Annotated in this window: 18 protein-coding genes; 12 read left to right on the top strand and 6 right to left on the bottom strand. The window is 68.2% G+C overall.

The window, feature by feature from the left end; translation table 11 throughout:
• Window positions 1–735: 735 nt before the first annotated feature.
• Complete coding sequence (locus E5S69_RS16010; protein WP_010811149.1) at window positions 736–939, bottom strand: cold-shock protein; 204 nt, start codon at window positions 937–939, stop codon at window positions 736–738.
• 425 nt (window positions 940–1,364) lie between these two features.
• Between E5S69_RS16010 and E5S69_RS16005 the strand changes: the two genes are divergently transcribed.
• The 3 genes from E5S69_RS16005 to E5S69_RS15995 all read left to right on the top strand — a co-directional run bounded on the left by E5S69_RS16005 (window position 1,365) and on the right by E5S69_RS15995 (window position 5,361).
• Window positions 1,365–2,729 carry an NCS2 family permease gene (locus E5S69_RS16005; RefSeq protein ID WP_171515622.1) on the top strand — a complete coding sequence of 455 codons (1,365 nt, stop codon included), beginning with the start codon at window positions 1,365–1,367 and terminating at the stop codon, window positions 2,727–2,729.
• A 668-nt stretch (window positions 2,730–3,397) separates the two neighbouring features.
• Complete coding sequence (locus E5S69_RS16000) at window positions 3,398–3,868, top strand: hypothetical protein (RefSeq protein WP_171515621.1); 471 nt, start codon at window positions 3,398–3,400, stop codon at window positions 3,866–3,868.
• 125 nt (window positions 3,869–3,993) lie between these two features.
• Entirely contained in the window at window positions 3,994–5,361 is a 1,368-nt protein-coding gene (locus tag E5S69_RS15995; protein WP_171515620.1) for a sigma-54 dependent transcriptional regulator, read from the top strand.
• A gap of 120 nt (window positions 5,362–5,481) precedes the next feature.
• On the opposite strand, the gene E5S69_RS15990 is transcribed toward E5S69_RS15995, so the two are convergent.
• From E5S69_RS15990 to E5S69_RS15980, 3 genes are all read right to left on the bottom strand, one after another.
• A complete protein-coding gene (locus E5S69_RS15990; RefSeq protein ID WP_236901356.1) occupies window positions 5,482–5,880 on the bottom strand; it encodes a hypothetical protein in 399 nt (132 codons plus the stop codon).
• A gap of 97 nt (window positions 5,881–5,977) precedes the next feature.
• Window positions 5,978–6,199 carry a hypothetical protein gene (locus tag E5S69_RS15985; protein WP_236901355.1) on the bottom strand — a complete coding sequence of 74 codons (222 nt, stop codon included), beginning with the start codon at window positions 6,197–6,199 and terminating at the stop codon, window positions 5,978–5,980.
• Window positions 6,200–6,630: 431 nt separating this feature from the next.
• On the bottom strand, window positions 6,631–6,828 hold the full coding sequence (locus E5S69_RS15980; RefSeq protein WP_336510597.1) for a hypothetical protein: 198 nt from the start codon (window positions 6,826–6,828) through the stop codon (window positions 6,631–6,633).
• 116 nt (window positions 6,829–6,944) lie between these two features.
• On the opposite strand from E5S69_RS15980, the gene E5S69_RS15975 reads away from it, so the two are divergent.
• Entirely contained in the window at window positions 6,945–8,000 is a 1,056-nt protein-coding gene (locus tag E5S69_RS15975; protein ID WP_171515617.1) for a YihY/virulence factor BrkB family protein, read from the top strand.
• Between the two features lie 186 nt (window positions 8,001–8,186).
• The gene (locus E5S69_RS15970) at window positions 8,187–9,788 is read left to right on the top strand and encodes a peptide chain release factor 3 (protein WP_171515616.1); all 1,602 of its coding nucleotides are present in this window, start codon (window positions 8,187–8,189) and stop codon (window positions 9,786–9,788) included.
• Window positions 9,789–9,857: 69 nt separating this feature from the next.
• On the opposite strand, the gene E5S69_RS15965 is transcribed toward E5S69_RS15970, so the two are convergent.
• A complete protein-coding gene (locus E5S69_RS15965) occupies window positions 9,858–12,035 on the bottom strand; it encodes a TonB-dependent receptor family protein (RefSeq protein WP_171515615.1) in 2,178 nt (725 codons plus the stop codon).
• A 315-nt stretch (window positions 12,036–12,350) separates the two neighbouring features.
• Between E5S69_RS15965 and E5S69_RS15960 the strand changes: the two genes are divergently transcribed.
• Window positions 12,351–13,598 carry an MFS transporter gene (locus tag E5S69_RS15960; RefSeq protein WP_171515614.1) on the top strand — a complete coding sequence of 416 codons (1,248 nt, stop codon included), beginning with the start codon at window positions 12,351–12,353 and terminating at the stop codon, window positions 13,596–13,598.
• 554 nt (window positions 13,599–14,152) lie between these two features.
• A complete protein-coding gene (locus E5S69_RS15955) occupies window positions 14,153–15,097 on the top strand; it encodes a mechanosensitive ion channel family protein (protein ID WP_171515613.1) in 945 nt (314 codons plus the stop codon).
• On the opposite strand, the gene edd is transcribed toward E5S69_RS15955, so the two are convergent.
• Window positions 15,094–16,974 (bottom strand): phosphogluconate dehydratase, encoded by a 1,881-nt coding sequence (gene edd, locus E5S69_RS15950; RefSeq protein ID WP_171515612.1) that lies wholly within the window; start codon window positions 16,972–16,974, stop codon window positions 15,094–15,096. The two genes, E5S69_RS15955 and edd, sit on opposite strands and share 4 nt — an antisense overlap.
• A 205-nt stretch (window positions 16,975–17,179) precedes the next feature.
• Between edd and zwf the strand changes: the two genes are divergently transcribed.
• Genes zwf through E5S69_RS15925 form a run of 5 tightly spaced genes read left to right on the top strand, consistent with a single transcriptional unit; the run spans window position 17,180 to window position 22,443 of the window.
• Window positions 17,180–18,637: a glucose-6-phosphate dehydrogenase gene (gene zwf / locus E5S69_RS15945; RefSeq protein WP_171515611.1), complete on the top strand. Its 1,458-nt coding sequence runs from the start codon at window positions 17,180–17,182 to the stop codon at window positions 18,635–18,637.
• Window positions 18,638–18,672: 35 nt separating this feature from the next.
• Window positions 18,673–19,353, top strand: coding sequence for a 6-phosphogluconolactonase (gene pgl / locus E5S69_RS15940; RefSeq protein WP_171515610.1), 681 nt, complete (start codon window positions 18,673–18,675; stop codon window positions 19,351–19,353).
• Between the two features lie 35 nt (window positions 19,354–19,388).
• Window positions 19,389–20,402 carry a glucokinase gene (gene glk / locus E5S69_RS15935; RefSeq protein WP_171515609.1) on the top strand — a complete coding sequence of 338 codons (1,014 nt, stop codon included), beginning with the start codon at window positions 19,389–19,391 and terminating at the stop codon, window positions 20,400–20,402.
• A gap of 2 nt (window positions 20,403–20,404) precedes the next feature.
• On the top strand, window positions 20,405–21,118 hold the full coding sequence (locus tag E5S69_RS15930; RefSeq protein ID WP_171515608.1) for a response regulator: 714 nt from the start codon (window positions 20,405–20,407) through the stop codon (window positions 21,116–21,118).
• A complete protein-coding gene (locus E5S69_RS15925) occupies window positions 21,118–22,443 on the top strand; it encodes a sensor histidine kinase (RefSeq protein ID WP_171515607.1) in 1,326 nt (441 codons plus the stop codon). The genes E5S69_RS15930 and E5S69_RS15925 overlap by 1 nt, the downstream gene beginning before the upstream one ends.
• The last annotated feature ends 193 nt before the right edge of the window (window positions 22,444–22,636 follow it).

Here is a 22,636-nt window from a genome sequence, read left to right as displayed (position 1 = left end):
CGCTTTACAAAAAAAGCTAGTACTTACACCCAACGTATACGTGAGCGAATAAGGCGATGGGCGGCCCGTACCCATTTCTGCGACGCCTTACGGTGAGACTTGGCTCCCCTAGCTAGCCGTATGGCGAGACTTCACCGATGCGTACCCGATTCTGCGAACGCGCCTGTCCGGCAACTGGAGCAAACGCCGTACCCGAATCTGCGAGGCACAGCACGGCGCGGCCCCGCAGCCCGGTTCTGCGCCGCAGCATGCGGCGTACCCGTTTCTGCGTTAGCCGGCCAGGGTCGGGGATGTGGATAAGTCCGGGCCTCGGCGACGTTCCGGAGGGTCAACGGGGACACTAAAAGAATTCGCTGCGTACCCGTTTCTGCGTGCCTGGCGGAGGCACTGGGCGCGATCGGAGGCCAACGCGTACCCGTTTCTGCGTCGCGATACGCTGTAAGCAGGAAGCTCACGGTGTCGGGGCGTACCCGTTTCTGCGGGGAGGGACGAAGGCCCGCCGCTCCCGCGGTGCAACATGGCGTACCCGTTTCTGCGAGGTAGGTAGAAGGGGGCGCGGCGCCGACGAGCGCTTGCCAATCAGGCCGAGGGAGGGGAAGGGCCGAGAAACGGAGGCGGAGACAGCGCAGCAGGCGAGGCCGCGCCGTGATGCTGCGCCAGAAAACAAAAAACCCCGCCTTGGGGCGGGGTTTTACGCTGCGCGGCGCACACCAGGTGCGCCAGGGCGGTCAACGCTTACAGCGGGGTGATGTTCGCGGCCTGCAGGCCCTTCGGGCCATTCTTGACTTCGAACTGCACGCGCTGGTTTTCCTGCAGCGACTTGAAGCCGTCAGCACGGATTTCCGAGAAATGGGCGAAGAGGTCGTCACCACCCGCGTCCGGCTTGATGAAGCCGAAGCCCTTGGCGTCGTTGAACCACTTGACGATACCGGTTTGCATGATTTGCTTTCCAGAAAAAGGACAGAAAAGATCGCATGACGAAAACGTCATCCGACACGGGGAACTCAAGGAAAGGACACCATGGACAACCGAAGTACCAGACGGTGGCTAACGAATGAACTGTTGCCTCGTCGCTTGAATCTAGGCGGGTTTATACGGGGGATTGCGGCCACCGTCAAGATGGGGGCAGCCCCATGCCGCGTGGCGCCCGGGGCTCGCCGGCCGCGTGCGCGCCATGGGATCATCACGCCTTTTGCATGTTGCTGATTCGTGCCCGCCGTGACGGCGCCGGGGCCGGCCGGTACAGAGTACGCTTGCCGATCGGGGCATGCGCCGCGGGCGGACCGGAGCGCGTGGCACCTGTACTGATCGACGGGCCCTGGCCCCGGTCGCGGCGGACACGATAAGACACCAGGAGATCATTCATGTCGATGCCGGATCCCGTTTCCAAGCCGGACACATCCACTCCCGCCGCGCCCCAGGCCGCGCCGTCACTGATCGAGCGGGTATTCAGGCTGCGCGAGCACCATACCGATGTCCGTACCGAGATCCTGGCCGGCATCACCACGTTCCTGACGATGGCGTACATCATCTTCGTCAACCCCTCCATCCTCGGCGATGCGGGCATGCCCAAGGACGCTGTGTTCGTCGCCACCTGCGTGGCCGCGGCGATCGGCACGCTGATCATGGGCTTCTACGCCAACTATCCGATCGCAATGGCGCCTGGCATGGGCCTGAATGCGTATTTCGCGTACACCGTGGTCAAGGGCATGGGCTTCCCGTGGGAAGCGGCGCTGGGCGCGGTCTTCATCTCCGGCTGCCTGTTCCTGCTGGTGACGCTGTTCCGCGTGCGCGAGATGATCGTCAAGGGCATCCCGCATTCGATTCGCGTGGCGATCACCGCGGGCATCGGCTTGTTCCTGGCCATCGTTGCGCTGAAAAACGCTGGCGTCGTCACCGCGAGCCCGGCCACGCTCGTGACCATCGGTGACCTGCACCAGCCTTCGGCGGTGCTGGCGATCATCGGTTTCTTCGTGATCGTGGCGCTGGACCACCTGCGCGTGAAGGGCGCCATTCTGATCGGCATCCTGCTGACCACGCTGCTGAGTTTCGCCTTTGCCGGCAACACCTTCCACGGTGTCTTTTCGGCGCCGCCGTCGCTCAGCCCGACGTTGTTCAAGCTCGATATCTCCGCGGCACTGTCGATCGGCATCATCAACGTGGTGCTGGTGTTCTTCCTGGTGGAGCTGTTCGACGCGACCGGCACGCTGATGGGCGTGGCCAACCGCGCGGGCCTGCTCAAAGCCGGCAAGATGGACCGGCTCAACAAGGCCCTGATGGCCGACAGCACTGCGATCATGGCGGGCTCGTTCCTGGGCACGTCGTCCACCACCGCGTACATCGAAAGCGCCTCGGGCGTGCAGGCGGGCGGACGCACCGGCCTGACCGCGGTGACGGTGGCGGTGCTGTTTCTCGCGGCGCTGTTTATCGCGCCGCTGGCGGGAACGGTGCCAGCCTATGCGACCGCGCCGGCGCTGCTGTATGTGTCGTGCCTGATGTTGCGCGAACTGCTGGAAATCGACTGGAACGACGTGACCGAGGTGGTGCCCGCGGTGATGACGGCGCTCGGCATGCCCTTTACCTATTCCGTCGCCAACGGCGTGGCGTTCGGCTTTATCAGCTATGCGGCGCTCAAGCTGCTGACCGGGCGCGCACGCAGCGTGCCGGTGATGGTGTGGGTCATTGCCGCCGTGTTCATCTTCAAGTTCTATTACCTACCAGGGCACTGACCGCCGCGCTGGATCACGGCAAGTCTCGCTAGCAGGGCGGCCCAGGGGCCGCCCTTTTTATTGCCGTGACGACAGGCAGCGCCGTCCGCGCAACGCTGCCGCGTACCCGTTTCTGCGCGCGGTTGATCCGGCGCGGCCAGGGGGGCGTACCCGATTCTGCGTGCAGGCCGAGGCAGCAGATCCAGGCTTGCTGCGCGCTGATGTCCCTGCCGCGGTGGGGTGTCGGAGCGTACCCGTTTCTGCGTAGTATGGTTGCGCCGCATTGACGTCATGGGCCTGCTGCGGGGTGTCGCTGCCAGCGCTCGAGGGTGTGTGCGCGAGGGCTCATACCAAAGGATGAGATTGGCTGTAAGTCACCCACTCGGGGCTGGACAAACCGCCGCAAATGCACTGAACTATAGGCGTGGCAAAGAGGGGCGCGGCAAGCGCCCCTTCTTGACTCCGGTGTATGCGGCAGAGTGCCGGAGCCACGCCGAAAGCGCGTCGGCGCAATGCGCCAGGGCGGCAGCGCTTGCGGGACAGAGACCGTCAATAGCAATGACGGCGCCGTCCACAATCCGGGAGCGTGCGGACAACATGCGCGCCACGCAGACAAGAAAATTCCAAGCCTGAAAAAGTGGTAAACGTAGACGTGCAGTGCCGGGGGATGTTGTTCAACGGGGATAATCATGACCGCAGGAGAGATCCGGCGACCCGCCATCGGGCCTGTCAGGGAGTCCAGTAACCGATCCATCCGATCAATGCGTCCGGCCTGGGCTGCCGTGGGGGAGGCCGCAGGCGAAGCGCCCGCCAAACGGGTCGTGCGCGACGCGGTCAGCGCGGAGGTCGACGCCCTGCTTGCCGAAGACAGCGAACTCAGTGACAGCGCCCGTGCGACAGTGTCCAACCTGCTGCGTCGCCATCGGCTGCTCGAGGGGGAACTGGCGCGCCAGCGTACGCTGCTGCAGGAATGGATCCTCAGCCAGCTGACCTACAAGACACTCTACTATCAATACTCCGGCCAGTCGCCGCAGGCACCTCGCCTGGAGTTGATGCGCGAGAAGGAGGCCATGCGGCGGCGCATCCGCGAGCAGCTCCAGCCGGGCGCGGATTACCTTGCCGCCCCTGATGAGTGCACCCGCAGTCTGTCCAGCTCGTGACACCGACGTCGACCGCGGGCCCTTGCCCGCAGCCAGTTCAGCCCCACCGTCCGCCACGGGCGCGCGCCGCTGCGGCGGCCACGGGTGCCGGCACCAAGAACAAGCCTAACGTCCGGGAGATCGTGATGGACCGACTGTGCAAGGCGTCACGCACTGCACAGCTCGTGGTCGTGTCGCGTCATGAAGATTTTGGTTTTGATCCGTCCGCGATCGGCACGGAATGGGAAGTCCGCCGCGTGGCCCAGGTTCGCGACGCCGAGCGTGCGGTGCGCGCCTGCGCGCCCACGGCCGGTGTGATCGACCTGCAGTCTGACTACAGCGAGGCCGAGTTCGCGCAGTTGGAGCAGGCGCTGCAGTACCTGCATATCACCTGGGTCGCGATTACCTCCGATGCGATGCTGGCCAACGAGCGCGTACGGCGGATGATCCGCGACTATTGTGTCGACTATGTGCGCCTGCCGTTCTCGATGCCGGAATTGCTGTACACGTTGCGGCATGCGCGGGGCATGGCGTCGTTGCACGGCACGCGCCCGCAGGAAAGCGCGTCGCGCGGCACCATGATCGGCGAATGCGCCGCCATGCGGGCGATGTTGCGCTCGCTCGCCAAGGTCGCGCACAACGAAGCGCCGGTGTTCATCTCGGGCGAGTCCGGCACCGGCAAGGAGCTGGCCGCGCAGGCGATCCACGATGCCTCGAGCCGGCGCAAGGGCCCGTTCATTGCCATCAACTGCGGCGCCATTCCCTCGCACCTGGTGCAGTCAGAGCTGTTCGGCTATGAAAAGGGTGCATTTACCGGTGCCAACCAGCGCAAGATCGGATGGATCGAGCAGGCGCAGGGCGGCACGCTGTTTCTCGATGAAATCGGCGACCTGCCGCTGGAAAGCCAGGTAGCGCTGCTGCGCTTCCTGCAGCAGGGCACGATCACGCGGCTCGGCGGCCACCAGTCGATCCCGCTGAACCTGCGCATCATCTCGGCCACGCACGTGGACCTGGTTGCGGCGCAGGCCGACGGGCGCTTCCGTTCAGACCTGTTCCACCGCCTGTGCGTGCTGACGCTGACCATCCCGGCGCTGCGCGAGCGCGGCGAGGACATCCTGCTGCTGGCCAATGCCGTGCTGGCCGAGCACGGCCATGAGGCGCACCGGCGTATCCGCGGGTTCTCCGCCTGCGCGACGCAGGCGATGATGCAGTACGCCTGGCCGGGCAACGTGCGCGAGCTGATCAACCGCGTGCGTCGCGCCATCGTGATGACCGACAACCGCAAGATCACCGCCGAGGACCTGCAACTGCACGGCGGCGCCGAACTGCCGCGCAAGACCCTCGATGCGATCCGCGAAGAGGCCGAGCGCGAGGCGATCCGCACCGTGATGGCCAGCCACGGCTTTCACGTGGTGCCGGCCGCGCGCGAGCTCAATGTGTCGCGCGTGACCCTGTACCGGCTCATGCACAAGCACAACATTCGTGTGGAGAGCCACGCCTCGGCGGGGGAATAGGGAACAGGGGGAATCAGGCGCGCGGCCCGCTTGCCGCATGGCCGGGCCCGGCGCCAGCGGGAAAGGGGAACCGGCGACGTCCGCTCGCCGGTTCCGCCTTTCCCCGTGCCGGCCGGCACGTCAGCGCACCACCCGCGGGGGCCCCGGGGCCCCCGTCCCGCCCGCGAACCCACCGCCGGCCGCCTGCGCGGGCGCGGTGGCGAGGTTCATGCTGATCTTGCCGCGGGTCCGCCGCGGCGGCTCACGCGCGTCCTGCCGATGCCACGGCTCCACGTCCCGGCGGCGCTGGCTGTCGCCTGCGTGCCGCACGGGCGGCGCCAGCGCTTCGCTGTCCGCCGCGGCCGGCTCCAGCCGCAGTTCGCTCCAGGCCCAGCCGAAGCCGCGCACATAGACATCATGGCTGACCGCGGCGTGGCTGTTCGCGTCGGCCGCGTCGGAGCGGTCGAACCACGCGTAGCTGGCCGCCGCTGCGCTGCCCGAGCAGGCCACTAGCGCCGTGGCAAGCACTACCGCTTTCATGGTGGGCATCTCCCTGTAAAAAAAGTGCCCGCCGGGGGACGGAACACGAATCCGCGCGGTCCCGCTGGCTCGCGTGCCCGCTTGTTGTGTCGGCCCGTCAGGCGCGCCGCTTGCCCACATGGCGGCGGCACGCCGGACTGGCCTGCGCCGGTCTGCGGGTGGCCACGCAAGCCATGCCGTGCGCGCTAGGCGCGACTTGTATCCGCGCGCGCGGATAGGGCAGCAGCGGCGCCGACACCAGATCCACCTCTGACGGCGGCGGGCCGGCCAGCCGGTATGCGCGCCGGCGCGCCGTCATGCGGGAAGGCGGGTGACGCATATGGTGTTCTCCAGCGCGCGACGACGGGTTTGACGGAACTGGCGCAGGCATGCACGCGTGCGCCCCAGCAAAGGCAGAGCGACAAGTGTGCCAAGGGCCGCAAAGGCTTGTGCCACGCGGCTTGGCGGGACGTTTCGTGCCCTCCGGCCGCCGCCGTGCCGCGGCGCTGGACGAATCGGTTTCGCCGCTGCAACGCGGTGCGCAAACACCGCGGCGGTGCCGGCATGGCGCTGACGTCCGCTTGCGCGCACTGGGCGGCGGTTTGCCGCACCCGCGGCGCGTGGCGCAGCGGCCGCCCGGGTCGTTGCACGATTGAAACTGCCCTTATATCAGTCCTGCACGAAAGTAACGACGGTGCATCGTGCCAGCAAGACGGCGCGGTGTGGCCACGCAGAAATGGGTACGCGCGGAGCGCCGCAGCGCGGGCACGGTCAGCGGGGCTGCCCCGCGGTTCCCGAGGGACTGGCGGGGCTGGACGGCGTGGCAGCAGGCGCTGCCGAGGGCAAGACGCCCGATGCGGTGCCGGAGATAGGCTTGGGGCCGGGCTGGCTGCGCTCGCAGCCGGCGCAGCCGAGCATGGCGACGATTGCCAGCACGGCCGCCGGGCGTGCACGGAGGTTGCAGGTCACGGGTGCCTCCTTGCGCCGGCGCGCGGGCAACGGATGCGCCGGCAGGTATGCCTGGTCTTACTGTAGCAGGTCGCCCGCGGCGCGCCGCGCAAGGCCTGCCTTGGGTAAGCCGCGCGATGCGCAGTATGATGAACGCAGCGCCCGCCGCGCGGGCAGGCGCAAGCCACCGCGGTCCACGCGCCGGATCGCCCCCGCAACAGGCCGTGACTGACAAGACCGAACCCTCCTCCTCGTCCGCCGCCGACGGTGTGCCGCCGCCGCGCCGGCACCGCCCGCACTGGCTGCCCGACCGCCACACCGGCGCCCGCACGCTGCGCGTCGTGGGCGCTGCCATCACCTCGTGGTTCGCGCACCGTGCCGCCAGCAAGGGCGCGGCGCTGTCCTTCTACATGCTGTTCTCGCTGGCGCCGATTCTGGTATTGGTGATCTCGATCGCCGGCTTGTTCTTCGGCGCCGAGGCGGCCCGCGGCGAGATCTTCGCGCAGCTCGAAGGGCTGGTCGGCGACCAGGGCGCCGCCGCCATCCAGGGCATCCTCGCCGCCACGCACCGCGCCGGCGGCAGCCGCATGGCGGCGCTGATTGCGACCGGCATCCTGTTTGTCGGCGCCACCAGCGCCTTTGCCGAACTGAAAGGCAGCCTCGATGACATCTGGCACGTGCCGGTTCCCGACACCGCCGGCTGGCGCCAGTTGCTGCGCACGCGCTTGCTGTCGTTCAGCCTGGTGCTGGTGCTGGCCTTCATGTTGTTGGTGTCGCTGATCGTCAATGCGGCGCTGGCGGTGGTCGAGCGGATCTGGGGCCAGTTGTGGACACAGTCCTGGTTTGCGCCAGTGGCCGACGTCATTTCCACGCTGTTTTCGTTCGCGGTGGTGACCGCGCTGTTCGCGGTGATCTTCAAGATGCTGCCCAATGCACGCATCGCCTGGCGCGATGTCACCATGGGCGCGGTCATCACCGCGCTGCTGTTCTCGATCGGCAAGCGGCTGATCGGACTTTACCTGGGCAACAGCGCCGTGGCGTCATCCTACGGCGCCGCCGGGTCGGTGGTGGCCTTGATGCTGTGGGTATATTATTCGGCACAAATATTCTTCTTTGGCGCCGAGCTGACGCGCCAGTATGCGCTGCAGTTCGGCAGCCTGCGCGGCAAGCCGGCGGACAAGCTGGCCGAATAAGCAGCGCGGCGACAGCGAAAGGGCAGGGACAGCACAAATCCCGTGGTGGCGCCCAAACCGGTAAAATACCGCCCCATTCCCCTTTGCGTGCCTGCGGGGCCCGGCCCAGTTGCCGCCCGCGGCGCTGCCGGTCCCGCTCCGGCTACCGCCGGGCCATCCCATTATTTCCAGTCAAACTCCGCTGCCGTGAGCTCGCTCGTTCCTGAAATTGCGCGTCGACGCACCTTCGCCATCATCTCCCACCCCGATGCGGGCAAGACCACCCTGACCGAAAAGCTGCTGTGGTTCGGCGGCGCGATCCAGGTCGCGGGCGAAGTGCGCGCGCGCAAGGCCGACCGCCACGCCACCTCGGACTGGATGGAGCTGGAAAAGCAGCGCGGCATTTCGGTGACGTCGTCGGTGATGCAGTTCCCCTACCGCCGCGAGAGCGCGAATGGCAAGGCGCAGGAAAACATCGTCAATCTGCTCGATACCCCGGGCCACGAGGACTTCTCCGAAGACACCTACCGCACGTTGACCGCGGTGGACTCGGCCGTGATGGTGATCGACTCGGTCAACGGCGTGGAAGCGCAGACCATCAAGCTGCTGAACGTCTGCCGGCTGCGCGATACCCCCATCCTCACCTTTATCAACAAGCTCGACCGGGAAGGCCGCTCGCCGATCGAGCTGCTCGATGAAATCGAGGACGTGCTGCAGATCCAGTGCGCGCCGATGACGTGGCCGATCGGCATGGGCAAGGCCTTCCGCGGCGTGTATCACCTGATCGACGACAAGGTGCAGCTGTTCGACCCGCACGGCGACAAGGGCACGGCGGCGATTCTCGACGGCCTGGACAATCCGGAGCTGGACCGCATCCTGGGCAGCCAGGCCGAAGAGCTGCGCATCGAGATCGAGCTGGTGCGCGGGGCCTCGCACACCTTCGACAAGCAGGCCTTCCTCAGCGGCAAGCAGACTCCGGTGTACTTTGGCTCGGCCATCAACAACTTCGGCGTGCAGTCGCTGCTGGATGCGCTGTGCGAACTGTCGCCGCCGCCGCTGGCGCGCAACACGGATTCGCGCGTGGTCGAGCCGGAGGAGCCGAAGTTCACCGGCTTCGTGTTCAAGATCCAGGCCAACATGGATCCGCGCCACCGCGACCGCATTGCCTTCGTGCGCGTGTGCTCGGGCCGCTTCGAGCGCGGCATGAAGCTGCTGCACGTCTCGGCGGGCAAGACCGTGGCGATCAACAACGCCATCACCTTCATGGCGCAGGACCGCAACACCACCGAAGAGGCCTACGCCGGCGACATCATTGGCGTGCCCAACCACGGCACCATCCGCCTGGGCGATGTCTTCACCGAGGGCGAGCCGCTCAAGTTCACCGGCATCCCTTCGTTTGCGCCGGAATTCTTCCGCCGCGCGCGCCTGAACAACCCGCTCAAGGTCAAGCAGCTGCAGAAGGGTTTGCAGCAACTGGCGGAAGAGGGCGCCACCCAGATGTTCCGCCCGCTCGCGTCCAACGACCTGGTGCTGGGGGCGGTGGGGATCCTGCAGTTCGACGTGGTGGCGCACCGGCTCGAGCACGAGTACGGTGTCGACGCCATCTTCGAATCGCATGAATGCGCCACCGCGCGCTGGCTCAAGGGCACTCCGGCGGAGATCGAGAAGTTGATCGCCAAGGCCGGGCATAACGTGGCGCTGGACGGCGCCGGCGACCATGTCTACCTGGCGCCGAGCATGGTCAACCTGCGCCTGACGCAGGAGCGCTTCCCGGAGCTGCAGTTCCTCGAGACGCGCGAGATCGTCTGAGCGCGCGCGGCGCCGGCAAAGCAAAACGGCTCGCCTTGGCGAGCCGTTTTGCTTGCGGGGGCTGGCCGGTCAATAGGCCAGCGACGCCTGGATGTAGAACGTTCGCGGCATCCCCACGTACTTGCCGGCGTTGTTGTCGGTGGAGCGCGTGAAGTAGCGGCGGTCGAACACGTTCTTCACGCCGACCGCCAGCTTCAGGTTCTGCGCGGCCTTGCCGAAGTCATAGCCCACGCGCAGGTTCATCAGCGCATAGCCCGGGATATCGCCGAGCGCGCCATTGGCGCTTTCGGCGGTCTGGTAGGTGGTCGAAGTGCTCGGGTCGCCCGGCGAATGCTGCTTCGACTGCGCAAAGCCGTCGACATTGAGCGACCAGCGGTTGCGTGCGTAGCGCATGCCCACCGTGGCCACATGGCGCGAATAGAACGGCAGGTCGCGCCCGGCGAAGTTGCCCTGGTTGTAGGTGGCTTCGGTGTAGGTGTAGGTGGCGTAGGCCGACAGGCCCATCAGCGCCTTGTCGAGCGCGCCGAAGTCATAGCGCAGCGACGATTCCACGCCGCGGTGGGTGGTGGCGCCCAGGTTGGTCCACGCATCCGGCGCGCCGCCGGTGCCGCCACGCAGCTGCAGTTCGTCATCGAAGTCGATGTTGAACAGGGTCAGCTCGCCGCCCCAGCCATTGGCATTGAAGTGCGTGCCGACCTCGTAGGTCTTGGCCTTTTCCGGGGTCAGGCCGTTGGTGGTCTGCGCGATCTGGAAATACTGCAGCGGGCCGAACGATACGCCGGCGTTGGCAAACAGCTTCCACTGGTCGCTGACGTGGTACATCACCGCCAGCGACGGCAGCGGTTCGTCGGACGACACGTCGCGGCGCACGTTGGTAAAGCGGTCGGTCACGTTCGAGCGGATGAACTCGTAGCGCAGGCCCGGCGTGATGGTCCAGTTGCCGACGTTGATGGTGTCGTCGATATAGACCGCGTTGGCCGTGGTGCCGCCGGTGCGCCACTGGTAGACCGGCGACGCCAGCGTGGTGGCATCGACCGAGCCGGGCACGTAGTAGGCCGTGCGCGCGGCCTGCTCGTCGCTGGCTTCGCGCAGGAAGCGGTAGCCGACGCTGACCTCGTGGCTCATGCTGTCGCCGCGGAACAGCTGCGAGTAGCGCGGCTCGACCGCGAACGTATGGTAGTTGCGCGGTGCCGCGGTCAGGCGGCGGCGCCCCGCCTGCGCGCCGGTGCCTTCCTGCTCGATATTGCTGCCACGGAAGCTGTCGGTGTAGTACGTCAGCACCTCGAACTTGCGGTCGGCGTCGTTGTGGCTGTACTTCAGGCTGAAGTCGTGGCGTCGTCCGCTGAAGTTGTCGAAGGGCCGCACCGACTGGAACGGGTCGGCGGCGTACTGCGCCGGCGTCAGGCCGCCGGGCATGCCGGCGGTGCCTTCGTAGTAGTGGAACGCGGCACTCAGCGAGTCGGTCTTCGAGATCCGGTAGGCGCCCTTGAGCAGCAGGTCGTCGATATTGACGTGGTCGTTGCTGGCGCGATAGCCGTTGCCGTGGATGCCCGAGTACAGCAGCGCGCCGCCCAGCCCCTGCTCGTTGGTGCCGCCGATGAACGCCGTCGGGTTGGTCTTGACGTTGCCACCGTGGCTGTAGATATCGGTCTCGATCGAGGCATCGGCGGCGAAGGTCTGCGGGATCGGCCGCGTCACGAAGTTGATGATGCCGCCCACGTTCTGCGGGCCGTATCGTACGGAGCCCGCGCCGCGCACCACGTCGATGGTCTCGAGGTTGCCCAGCGACAGCGGCGCCATCGACAGTTGCGGCTGGCCGTAGGGCGCCACCGCCAGCGGGATGCCGTCCATCAGGATGGTCGAGCGCGGCGACAGCCGCGAGGCCAGCCCGCGCACGCCCACGTTCAGCGAGACATCGCTGCCGCCGGTGCCGTTGTTCTCCTGCACCTGCACGCCCGGAATGCGGCGCAGCACTTCGCGCACATTGTTGGCGCCGGCCTCGGCGAAGGTTTCGCGGTCGACGATGGTACGCGCGCCGGGGTGCTCCAGCACCTTGGCCTCGTTGGCGTTTTCGAGCCAGTTGCCAACCACGGTGACGGTGTTCAGCGTGGCTTCGGCATTGGCTGCGGGAGCGGCGGCAGGCGCGGCGGAAACCGGTTCCGCGGCGTGGGCCGGCATGGCGGCGAGCTGGGCAAACAGCAGGGCGGCGCCGATGGCACCCCCGGTCAGGCGGAAAGCGGGCTGCAAGGTGAGTTCCTGGAGAGCGGCGCGCCGGGTTGAGCCGGGATCCGTGGTTCCGGTCGGTCGCGCCAATGGGCGGGGATTATAAATGCGAGTGATTCTCAAAGGCGAGAGCGCGTACGTCCGGCCGCGTGCGCTTGTCGCGTCTATGCATCGTTGTCCCAACAAAGAAGCAAAATTAGAGACTCATTCTGCACATTACGATGCCGGCGTGTGCATCAGTGGCCATCTGCATGCAGTGATTAAGCGCACGCTTTAGAATCTGCCCTTTGCGCATGGCAAACCGTGTGCAAGCCTCCGCTTCCCGTTCCCGCCGCACCCATGTCTTCCCCTGCCATCGTCCCGGCCCCCGAGCCGGACAGCGTCTTTCGTGATGCCGTATTTCGCCGCTATTGGTTCGCCCGTCTGTGCACCACCATCGGCTACCAGATCTTCACCGTGGCGGTGGGCTGGCAAATGTACGACCTGACGCGCGATCCGCTGATGCTTGGCATGGTCGGGCTGGTGCAGTTCCTGCCCTCGGTGGTGCTGATCCTGATGTCGGGCCATGTGGCGGACCGCTTCGACCGGCGTCGCATCGTGCGCACCTGCCAGTCGATCGAGGCCCTGCTGGCCGCCGGCATGGCCGCGGCCAGCCTGAGCGGCTGGATCGACAGCCGCCATATTTTTATCTTCGTCGCGCTGATCGGCGCCACGCGGGCGTTCGAGAACCCCACGCTGCAGGCGTTGCTGCCCAGCGTGGTCACGCCGCGCCAGTTGCCGCGCGCGGTGGCCCTGGCCAGTTCGGCGGGGCAGACCGCCATCATCATCGGCCCGGCCATCGGCGGCTTCGCCTATGTGGCCGGACCCGGGGTGGTGTACACGCTAAGCGCAAGCCTGTTTGCCATCGCCGCGGTGCTGGTGGGCGGCATCACGCTGCGCCAGGCGGCGCAGCGGCTGACCGCGCCGGTCAGCGTGCGCACCGTCTTTGCCGGTTTTGCCTATATCCGCGGCCGCCCGGTGCTGCTCGGCGCGATTTCGCTCGACATGGTCGCGGTGCTGCTCGGCGGCGCCGCCGCGCTGCTGCCGATCTACGCGCGCGACATCCTGCATACCGGGCCATGGGGACTGGGCCTGCTGCGCTCGTCCCCGGCCATCGGCGCGCTGGCGATGGCGCTGTGGCTGGCGCGCCATCCGCTGAACCGGCGCGCCGGACGCATCATGTTCGCCGCCGTGGCGGTGTTCGGCGTGGCCACGGTGGTGTTCGGGGTGTCGACCTGGCTGCCGCTGTCGATGGCGGCGCTGGTGGTGCTGGGCGCATCGGACATGATCAGCGTGGTGGTGCGCTCCACGCTGGTCCAGCTGGATACACCCGACGACATGCGCGGGCGCGTCGGCGCCGTCAATTCGGTGTTCATCGGTGCTTCCAACCAGTTGGGCGAGTTTGAATCCGGGGTCACCGCCGCGCTGTTTGGCCCGGTGGGCGCGGTGATCCTGGGCGGGGTCGGCACATTGCTGGTGGTTGCGGTGTGGATGCGGTTATTCCCCGCCCTCGCGGCGCGCGACAAGCTGCATGAACATCCGGCCTGAAATGAACGCAGGCCTTACGCAGCGCCGGACGCGAAGCGCGCGGCCGGAACGTACCCGTTTCTGCGTGTACCTGAGGTGACGCCCGAGGCGGTGTCGTAATACTTCGCGCGCCAACTTTCGTCGCTGAAAGTGGCGCCATTCCCGCTTCGCCACCGGCCCGAATCCCGCCACGCCTGCGTCCATGATCCCGCCGGCCGATCCGCCAGGCCGCCTTCGGGCGTGCCATCTGCGCGGAGCCCTGGCGCCTCTAGCTGGTGCGTTCCGGCGCCAGCCGTTGCGGGGCAAGGACTGGCACCGATGCGTGCCCGTCCCGAAGCAAAGTCGCGGGAACCCCTTCCCGCTGCGCTTGTCCCCTTCTATGTGCCGCGTTTCAGGCTTTGTCGGTGATCGTCTGACATCGTGCATCCAATATTCATCAATTCTGCAAAGGCGATCCCGGCTCAAGGGCGCGGGCAAGGCGGTCCGAGGCCCGCTGGTGCCCGCAGAAACGGGTACGCATCGCCAGGCCAGCACCGTCCAGAACCCTGACAACAACCACAAACGGAGCCGCTCCCATGGATCTCAACTTCATCGACGCCAACCAGCTCGAGGCGGGCTGGACCTACCTGGTCCGGTTCGCCATCAACCAGGGCATGAACTGCCTGGCGGCTATCCTGATCCTGATGATCGGCTGGTGGCTGTCGGGACGCATCGGCACCGCCACGCGGGCCGCGCTGGGCCGCACCCATGTCGATGCCACCATGCGCCCGCTGCTGGCCAATGCCCTGCAGTGGATGGTGCGCGTGCTGACCATCGTGCTGGTGCTGTCGCAGTTCGGCGTGCAGACCGCCAGCATCATCGCCATGCTGGGCGCTGCCGGCCTGGCCATCGGGCTGGCGCTGCAGGGGACGCTGCAGAACATTGCCGCCGGCATCATGCTGGTGCTGCTGCGCCCGTTCCGCGTGGGCCAGTACATCGACGCGCAGGGCGTGGCCGGCACCGTGCGCGAGACCGGGCTGTTCATGACCGAGTTGACCACCTTTGACGGCGTCTGCCTGCGCGTGCCCAACGGCAAGCTGTGGGGCAGCGCCATCACCAACTACAGCGAGAACGCCACGCGGCGCGCTGACATCGAGGCCACGGTCACCTTCGACAGCGATGTGCCGCGCAGCCTGGAAGCGCTGCGCGCGATGCTGGAGCGCGAACCGCGGCTGCTGGCCGAGCCCGCGCCCGAAACCATGGTGGTCAACTACACCCAGCAGGGCATCACGCTGAACGTGCGTTACTGGACCTCGAACGACGACTACTGGAACGTGCGCTTCGCGTTCTATGAGCGCATCAAGCAGGTGCTGGAGCAGGCCGGCAGCAAGCTGGCGGTGCCGATCCAGGAACTGCACGTGCCGGGCGCGTCGTCCGTGCAGGGCGGGGTGAAGGTGGCCGAGAGCGCGCCGTCGGCCGCACCGCGGCCGGCGGGCTTGTCGGCGCAGCCGCCGCGCCAGCCGGCGCGGCAACCGGGCTAGCCCCCTGCTGGCGCGGTGGAGGCGGCGCGGCGGCTGGGCTCTGCCTCGGCCTCGCCTTCCTCCGAGAAGAGCGTGCAGGCACCGTTTTCGGCCGTGCTGACATGGCAGCGGAAGGTCGCGAAGAGGTCGCGGCCGACGCCGTGTCGATTGGCGCTCAAGTCCGGACGGGCCGGCGCGCGCGCTTGCCATTCGTCTTCGGGCACCAGCACGTCGAGGATGCCCGCGGGCGCGTCCACGCGCATCATGTCGCCGGTGCGCACGCGCGCGATCGCGCCGCCGCGCAGCGCTTCCGGGCAAACGTGGATGGCGGCCGGAACCTTGCCCGATGCACCCGACATGCGGCCATCGGTCACCAGCGCCACGTTGAAGCCGCGGTCCTGCAGCACCGTCAGCGTGGGCGTGAGCTTGTGCAGCTCCGGCATACCGCACGACGCCGGGCCCTGCCACGGCAGCACCGCGACGAAGTCGCGCTCCAGCTCGCCGCGCTTGAAGGCGTGCAGCACATCGTCCTGATGCTCGAACACAATCGCCGGCGCCTGCACCACCTGATGCTCCGGCTTTACCGCGGAGGTCTTGATCACCGCGCGGCCGATCCTGCCATCCAGCAGCTTGATGCCGCCGTCGGGGGCAAAGGGCGCGTCGGCGCCGCGCACGATGCTGTCATCGAGCGGCGCGGCCGGGCCATCGATCCAGGTCAGCTTGCCATCGCGCAGCACGGGCTCGCGCGTGTAGTCCTGCAATCCGCGGCCGACGATGGTGGTCACGTCGTCGTGCACCAGCCCGAGCGCCAGCAGCCCGCGGATCACCACCGCCAGCCCGCCGGCGGCCTGGAACTGGTTCACGTCGGCCTTGCCGTTGGGATACACGCGCGCCAGCAGCGGCACCACTGCCGAGAGCTCGTCGAAGTCGTCCCAGGTGAGCACGATGCCGGCCACGCGCGCCATCGCGATCAGGTGCAGGGTATGGTTGGTGGAGCCGCCGGTTGCCAGCAGCCCGACGATGCCGTTGACGAAGGCGCGTTCGTCCAGCACCTCGGCCACCGGCGTATAGCGCTCGCCCCCATGCACCAGCTTCAGCGCCTGGCGCGCGGCCTCGCGCGTCAGCGCTTCGCGCAGCGGCGTGTTGGGATTGACAAAGGCCGTGCCCGGCAGGTGCAGGCCCATCATTTCCATCAGCATCTGGTTGGAATTGGCGGTGCCGTAGAAGGTGCAGGTGCCCGGCCCGTGGTAGGAGCGGGTCTCGGCCTCGAGCAGCTCCTTGCGGCCGATCTTGCCTTGGGCGTAGAGCTGCCGCGTGTGCGCCTTCTCGTCGTTGCTGATGCCAGTGGTCATCGGCCCGCCGGGCACGAATATCGCGGGCAGGTGGCCGAAGGACAGCGCGCCCATCACCAGGCCCGGCACGATCTTGTCGCACACGCCCAGATACAGCGCGGCATCGAACATCTGGTGCGACAGCGCTACCGCAGCGGCCAGCGCGATCACGTCGCGCGAGAACAGCGACAGGTCCATGCCGTCCTGGCCCTGCGTGACGCCGTCGCACATCGCCGGCGTGCCGCCGGCAAACTGCGCAGTGCCGCCGGCCTCGAGCGCGGCTTCCTTGAGCCATTGCGGGAACGCCGCCAGCGGCTGGTGCGCGGACAGCATGTCGTTGTAGGCGGAGACGATCGCCAGGTTGGGCCGCTCGTCGGCCTTCAGCCGGATCTTGGCGGCGTCCGGCATGGCGGCCACTGCGTGCGCCAGGTTGGTACAGGAAAGCTGCGCGCGTTCGACCTTGTGCCCGGCCATGGCGCGGGTGCGGTCAAGATACGCCTGGCGCGAGGCGGTGCTGCGGGAGACGATGCGGGCGGTGACCCGCTCGAGCACTGGATGACGTGGCATGGGGTTCTCCTGCGGGGGAGCTTTCAGCCTAGCGCACTTTGCCGGGTGCTGCACGCCACGCGCGCCGGCACGCAGAAATGGGTACGCTTCTGGGCGCGCATTCTCGCCAACGCTGGATGAGTCACGTAAACTGGCCCCAACATGGCCATCGATGGCCCAATGCTGCCCCCCGCAGCAACAATCGACAAGGAGCCCCAGGGTGAGCATGCCTGATTTCGACATGGTGCTGTTCGGTGGCACCGGCGACCTGGCGCGGCGCAAGCTGCTGCCGTCCCTGTTCGATGCGCACCACGCGGGCCTGCTGCATCCGGCCGCCCGCATCCTCGCCACTGGCAGCCAGCCGCTGTCGACCGCGGACTACGTCGCCTCGCTGGAGCAGACGGTGCGGCCGGCGCTGGCCCATGCGCCGCCCGAGTCATGGGACAAATTCTGTGCACGCATCGTCTACGTGCAGGCCGACGCACGCGTTCCCGCGCATTTCGATGCGCTGGCGGAGCAGGTGCTGTCGCGCCAGCCCGAGGTGGTGGTGTGCTATCTCGCCACCGCGCCGCACCTGTTCGTGGCGATCTGCGAGCAGTTGGCGCGCACCGGCCTGAACACGCGCCACGCGCCCAACGTGCGCATCGTGCTGGAAAAGCCGCTGGGGCATGACCTGGAATCGAACGAGGCCATCAATTCGGCGGTGGCGAAGTTCTTCGCCGAAGAGCAGATCTACCGCATCGACCATTACCTCGGCAAGGAGTCGGTGCAGAACCTGATGGCGATCCGCTTCGGCAACGCGCTGTTCGAGCCGCTGTGGCGGCGCGAGTGGGTGCAGGACGTGCAGATCACCATCGCCGAAGAACTGGGCGTGGAGACGCGCGGTGACTTCTACGACCGCACCGGCGCGCTGCGCGACATGGTGCAGAACCACTTGCTGCAGTTGCTGTGCATGGTGGCGATGGAGCCGCCGGCCAGCCTCAGCGAAGACGCCATCCGCGACGAGAAGATCAAGATCCTGAAAGCGCTCAAGCCGATCACGCCGCAGGACGTGGCCGAAAAGACCGTGCGCGGCCAGTACCGCTCCGGCGCGATCGGCGGCAAGCCCGTGCCCAGCTACCTTGAGGAAGAGGGCATCGCGGCGGACAGCCGCACCGAGACCTTCGTAGCGATCAAGGCCGAGATCGCCAACTGGCGCTGGGAAGGCGTGCCGTTCTACCTGCGCACCGGCAAGCGCATGCAGGCGCGCGTGGCCGAAATCGTGATCCACTTCCGCGACGTGCCGCACGCGATCTTCCCGCGGCCGCTGACGCTGTCGCCGCAGAACCGGCTGGTGATCCAGTTGCAGCCCGAGGAAAGCATCCGCCTGTACTGCCTGGTCAAGCAGCCCGGCGATACGCTGGAGCTCACGCCCACTTCGCTCGACCTGGATTTCGCCAACTCGTTCAAGGTGCGCCGCGCCGGCGCCTATGAACGGCTGCTGCTCGATGTGATCCGCGGCCGGCTGGGCCTGTTCGTGCGCCGCGACGAGCAGGTGCAGGCGTGGCGCTGGGTGGAGCCCATCATCGACACCTGGGAAGCGAGCACGGTCCCGCCCAAGCCCTATACCGCCGGCACCTGGGGCCCGGCGGCGTCGTCGGCGCTGATGTCGCGCGACGGCGGCCTGTGGCACGAGGAAGCCTGAGCCGATGGGCTCGCACCCTAGCAAAGGAAGCTGCCATGCGCCTGTTTGAACATCCCACGCCGATGGACCAGGCCGAAGCCCTGGCCATTTCGATCGGCAATGCGCTGGACCTCGCCGTGCGCGTCAAGGGCTGGGCGGTGCTGGCGGTTTCGGGCGGACGCTCGCCGGTGGCGATGTTCGAGCGGCTGCGCCACCGCCACGTGCGCTGGGAAGCCGTGACCATCACGCTGGTCGACGAGCGCGTGGTGCCGCCCGACCACGCCGACAGCAACGCCGCGCTGGTGCGCGCCCACCTGCTGCGCGAGGCCGCGGCCAGCGCCGCCTTCGTGCCGCTGGTTGCCGACGCGCAGGACGCCGCCGCGCCGGCGCAGGCGGTGGCGCGCGCCAACGCCGCGTTCCGCCAGCCCGACGTGGTGGTGCTGGGCATGGGCGAGGACGGCCATACCGCCTCGCTGTTCCCGGATGCGCCCGAATTGCAGGACGTGCTGGGCGAGCCGCAGCCGGGCTATGCCATCACGCATCCGAGGGCGGCGCCGCATGCCCGCATCACGCTGAACCTGGCCGCGCTGCTGGCCGCCGAGCGCGTGTTCCTGTCCGTGTCCGGCGCGGCCAAGGCCGCGGTGCTGGAGCGCGCACTGCAGGGCCCCACGCCGTCATTGCCGGTAAGCCTGGTGCTGTCGCGGCACCGGCACGGGTTTGACGTGTTCAAGACCTGACCGCCCCAACTTCAAGCGGATCGAACCCCAACGCCATGGCCACTACCGCATCCTTCTCCGCTGACTTTCCGCGCCTGCTTGGCGATGTCGGCGGCACCAACGTGCGCTTCGCACTGGAAACCGCGCCAGGTCGGATCGGGCCGGTGACGGCCTTGAAGGTGACCGATTTCCCGTCGCTCGAGGCCGCGCTGCGCCAGTACCTCGACGGCCTGGCCGGCTCCGGCCAGCCCGCGCCGCACCATGCGGCAATCGGCCTGGCCAATCCGGTAACCGGCGACCAGGTCCGGCTGACCAACCACAACTGGACCTTCTCGATCGACGGCATGCGGCGCGCGCTGGGGCTGCAGACGCTGGTGGCCATCAACGACTTCACCGCGCTGGCGCTGGCCCTGCCGCACCTGCCCGCCAACGGCCTGGCGCAGGTGCGCGCCGGCACCGCCGTACGCACGGCGCCGCTGGCGCTGGTCGGGCCCGGCACCGGCCTGGGCGTCTCGGGGCTGGTGCCGGCGCCGGGCGGGCAGGCCGTGGCGCTGGCCGGCGAAGGCGGCCATATCGAGCTGATGCCGGAGACTGACGACGAATGGATCGCCTGGCGCGCGGCCCATCGCAACGTGGGCCGGGTCTCGGCCGAGCGGCTCCTGAGCGGCAGCGGCCTGTCGCATATCCATGCCGCGCTGGCCGCAGAAACAGGTACGCTTTTGCTCGCGCCGCTGCAGCCGGCGCAGGTCACCGCCGGCGCCTTCGAACACCACGACCCGCTGTGCCAGCGCGCCATGGCCGTGTTCTTCGGCCTGCTCGGCTCGGTGGCGGCCGATGTCGCGCTGGTCATCGGCGCGCGTGGCGGCGTCTATCTGGGCGGCGGCATCCTGCCGCGCTTCGTGCCGGCGCTGCAGGCCTCGGTGTTCGCCGAGCGCTTTGTCGCCAAGGGCCGCATGCGCGGCTGGCTCGAGGCGGTGCCGGTCCATGTCATCACCGCCAGCCATCCGGCGCTGCCCGGGCTGGCGCAAGCGCTGGCCGAGCGCCTCGGCGGCACGGGCGGGAACGGCTAGCCATGCGCGTGCTGCTGGTCGAAGACGACGCCATGATCGGCGAGAGCGTCAAGCTGGCGCTGCGCCAGGAAGGCTTTGCCGTCGATTGGGTGCGTGACGGCGATGCGGGCCTGGCCGCGGCCACCACGGTGCAGGACCACCAGGCTTGCTACGACCTGATCCTGCTCGACCTGGGGCTGCCGCGCCGCCCCGGCCTGGAGGTGCTGCGCGCGCTGCGTGCGCGCGGCGTGCCCACCCCGGTGCTGATCCTGACCGCGCGCGACGCCGTCGCCGACCGTGTCGCCGGGCTCAATGCCGGCGCCGATGATTACCTGGTCAAGCCGTTCGACCTGCAGGAACTGGCCGCGCGCATGCACGCGCTGGTACGCCGCGCCGCCGGGCGCGCCGAACCGCTGGTCAGCTACGGCGACATCGTGCTCAATCCCGCCACGCGCGAAGCGACCTGCCGCGGCGAACCGGTGCGGCTGTCGGCGCGCGAGTTTGCGCTGCTGTCCGCGCTGATGGCGCGCCCCGGCAAGGTGTGGTCGGTGGCGCAGTTGCAGGAGCGGCTGTACGGCTGGGACGACGAAGTCGGCAGCAATACGGTCGAGGTCTATATTCACGCGCTGCGCAAGAAGTTCGGCGCGGCGCTGATTCGCAATATCCGCGGCGTAGGCTATGTGGTGCCGCGCCTCGACAGCGAAACGGCCGCGGCTGGCGACGGGGAGGACGCCTGATGCGCTCGATCCAGCGAACGCTGCTGTGGTGGCTGGCGGCTGGCCTGCTGGCCGGCATCGCCATCGCCACCGGCCTCATTTACGGGCAGGCGCGGCAGGAGGCCAATGCGCTGTTCGACTACCAGATGAAGCAGATGGCCGCGGCGCTGCCGAGCCAGTTCGCCGACCCGGTGGCGCCGCCCTTCATCGGCGCGCCCGGCGATCTCGCGCATGCCGACGAGGACGTGGTCATCCATATCTGGGACGGCTCCGGGCGCAGCCTGTACTTGTCGCACTCGCACCCCGCGCTGCCCGCGCGCGCCGAGCTCGGTTTCTCCAATGTGACCACGCAGCAGGGCGAATGGCGGCTGTACAGCATGCAGCTGGGGCCCACCGTGGTGCAGATCGCGCAGCCGATGAGCGCGCGCCGCACACTGGCCGCGCGCATGGCGCTGCGCACCGTGGCGCCGCTGCTGCTGTTGCTGCCGCTGCTGGGCTGGCTGGTGTGGATGGCGGTGGGCCGCGGCCTGCGCCCGCTGCGCGAGATTGCCACCGAGGTGCGCGCGCGCGACGCCAACACGCTGGCGCCGCTGGCCGTGCGCCCGATGCCCGACGAGATCGCGCCGCTGAGCGCTGCACTGAACCAGCTGCTGGAGCGGCTCTCGCACGCCATCGACACCCAGCGCGCCTTCGTCGCCGACGCTGCGCACGCGCTGCGCACGCCGCTGACGGCACTGCAGCTGCAGGCACAGCTGGTCGAGCGCGCCGACGACGGCGCCGCGCGCGACCAAGCGATCGGCAAGCTGCGCCAGGGACTGGAGCGACTGACCCACCTGGTCACCCAGCTGCTGACGCTGGCCCGCCAGGAACCGGGCGCAGCCGTGCCGCCGCACGAACCGGTGGAACTGCATCAACTGGCCGCAAGCGTGGTTGCCGACCTGGCGCAGGCCGCGCTCGATCGCGATATCGATCTGGGGCTGGACGGCAGCGCCGTCGCCGCACCCGCCGTAGTGCGCGGCGATGCGGATGCGTTGCGCATCCTGCTGACCAACCTGCTGGATAACGCGCTCGCTTACATCCCCGCCGGCGGGCGCATCGACGTGGCGGTGCGGCGCAGCGCCGACGGGCGCGGCGTGGAGCTGGTGGTCAGCGACAACGGCCCCGGGATCCCCGCGGAAGAACGCGCGCGCGTGTTCGACCGGTTCTATCGCGTGGCCGATGCCCCGACCGGGGGCAGCGGGCTGGGCCTCGCCATCGTCGCCGAGATCGCGCAGTCGCATGGCGCGCGGGTGCTGCTCGAGGATGCGGCGCCGGGGCTGCGGGTCAGGGTGGTGTTTCCGGGTTAACCGAAGCCTGCGAACATTGCGGCGTGCTCTTGCCGCGGCTGACCGAGGGCGGAGCGCCAATGGAGCTCGTCTCCCGCCTTGCGCAATGCCGGCGCCGCCATGAATGAAAGCAGCCGCTGATGCAAGCTGCAGATTTGGCGCGGCCCAGACTTGCCGAAGGCGACAGCGTACGCCGTGGCAGCGCGTGCAGTGG

The organism is Cupriavidus necator, from assembly GCF_013141915.1.
Taxonomy (GTDB): domain Bacteria; phylum Pseudomonadota; class Gammaproteobacteria; order Burkholderiales; family Burkholderiaceae; genus Cupriavidus; species Cupriavidus necator_B.
The sequence above is the reverse complement of the archived record's forward strand: the minus strand, read 5'-3'. Positions and strand labels throughout refer to the sequence as shown.

Bases quoted from the DNA above. Each gene is read 5' to 3' on its own strand.
- E5S69_RS16010 (WP_010811149.1), bottom strand. From the start codon at position 939: ATGCAAACCGGTATCGTCAAGTGGTTCAACGACGCCAAGGGCTTCGGC.
- E5S69_RS16005 (WP_171515622.1), top strand. From the start codon at position 1,365: ATGTCGATGCCGGATCCCGTTTCCAAGCCGGACACATCCACTCCCGCC.
- E5S69_RS16000 (WP_171515621.1), top strand. From the start codon at position 3,398: ATGACCGCAGGAGAGATCCGGCGACCCGCCATCGGGCCTGTCAGGGAG.
- E5S69_RS15995 (WP_171515620.1), top strand. From the start codon at position 3,994: ATGGACCGACTGTGCAAGGCGTCACGCACTGCACAGCTCGTGGTCGTG.
- E5S69_RS15990 (WP_236901356.1), bottom strand. From the start codon at position 5,880: ATGAAAGCGGTAGTGCTTGCCACGGCGCTAGTGGCCTGCTCGGGCAGC.
- E5S69_RS15985 (WP_236901355.1), bottom strand. From the start codon at position 6,199: ATGCGTCACCCGCCTTCCCGCATGACGGCGCGCCGGCGCGCATACCGG.
- E5S69_RS15975 (WP_171515617.1), top strand. From the start codon at position 6,945: ATGCGCAGTATGATGAACGCAGCGCCCGCCGCGCGGGCAGGCGCAAGC.
- E5S69_RS15960 (WP_171515614.1), top strand. From the start codon at position 12,351: ATGTCTTCCCCTGCCATCGTCCCGGCCCCCGAGCCGGACAGCGTCTTT.
- E5S69_RS15955 (WP_171515613.1), top strand. From the start codon at position 14,153: ATGGATCTCAACTTCATCGACGCCAACCAGCTCGAGGCGGGCTGGACC.
- edd (WP_171515612.1), bottom strand. From the start codon at position 16,974: ATGCCACGTCATCCAGTGCTCGAGCGGGTCACCGCCCGCATCGTCTCC.
- zwf (WP_171515611.1), top strand. From the start codon at position 17,180: ATGCCTGATTTCGACATGGTGCTGTTCGGTGGCACCGGCGACCTGGCG.
- pgl (WP_171515610.1), top strand. From the start codon at position 18,673: ATGCGCCTGTTTGAACATCCCACGCCGATGGACCAGGCCGAAGCCCTG.
- glk (WP_171515609.1), top strand. From the start codon at position 19,389: ATGGCCACTACCGCATCCTTCTCCGCTGACTTTCCGCGCCTGCTTGGC.
- E5S69_RS15930 (WP_171515608.1), top strand. From the start codon at position 20,405: ATGCGCGTGCTGCTGGTCGAAGACGACGCCATGATCGGCGAGAGCGTC.
- E5S69_RS15925 (WP_171515607.1), top strand. From the start codon at position 21,118: ATGCGCTCGATCCAGCGAACGCTGCTGTGGTGGCTGGCGGCTGGCCTG.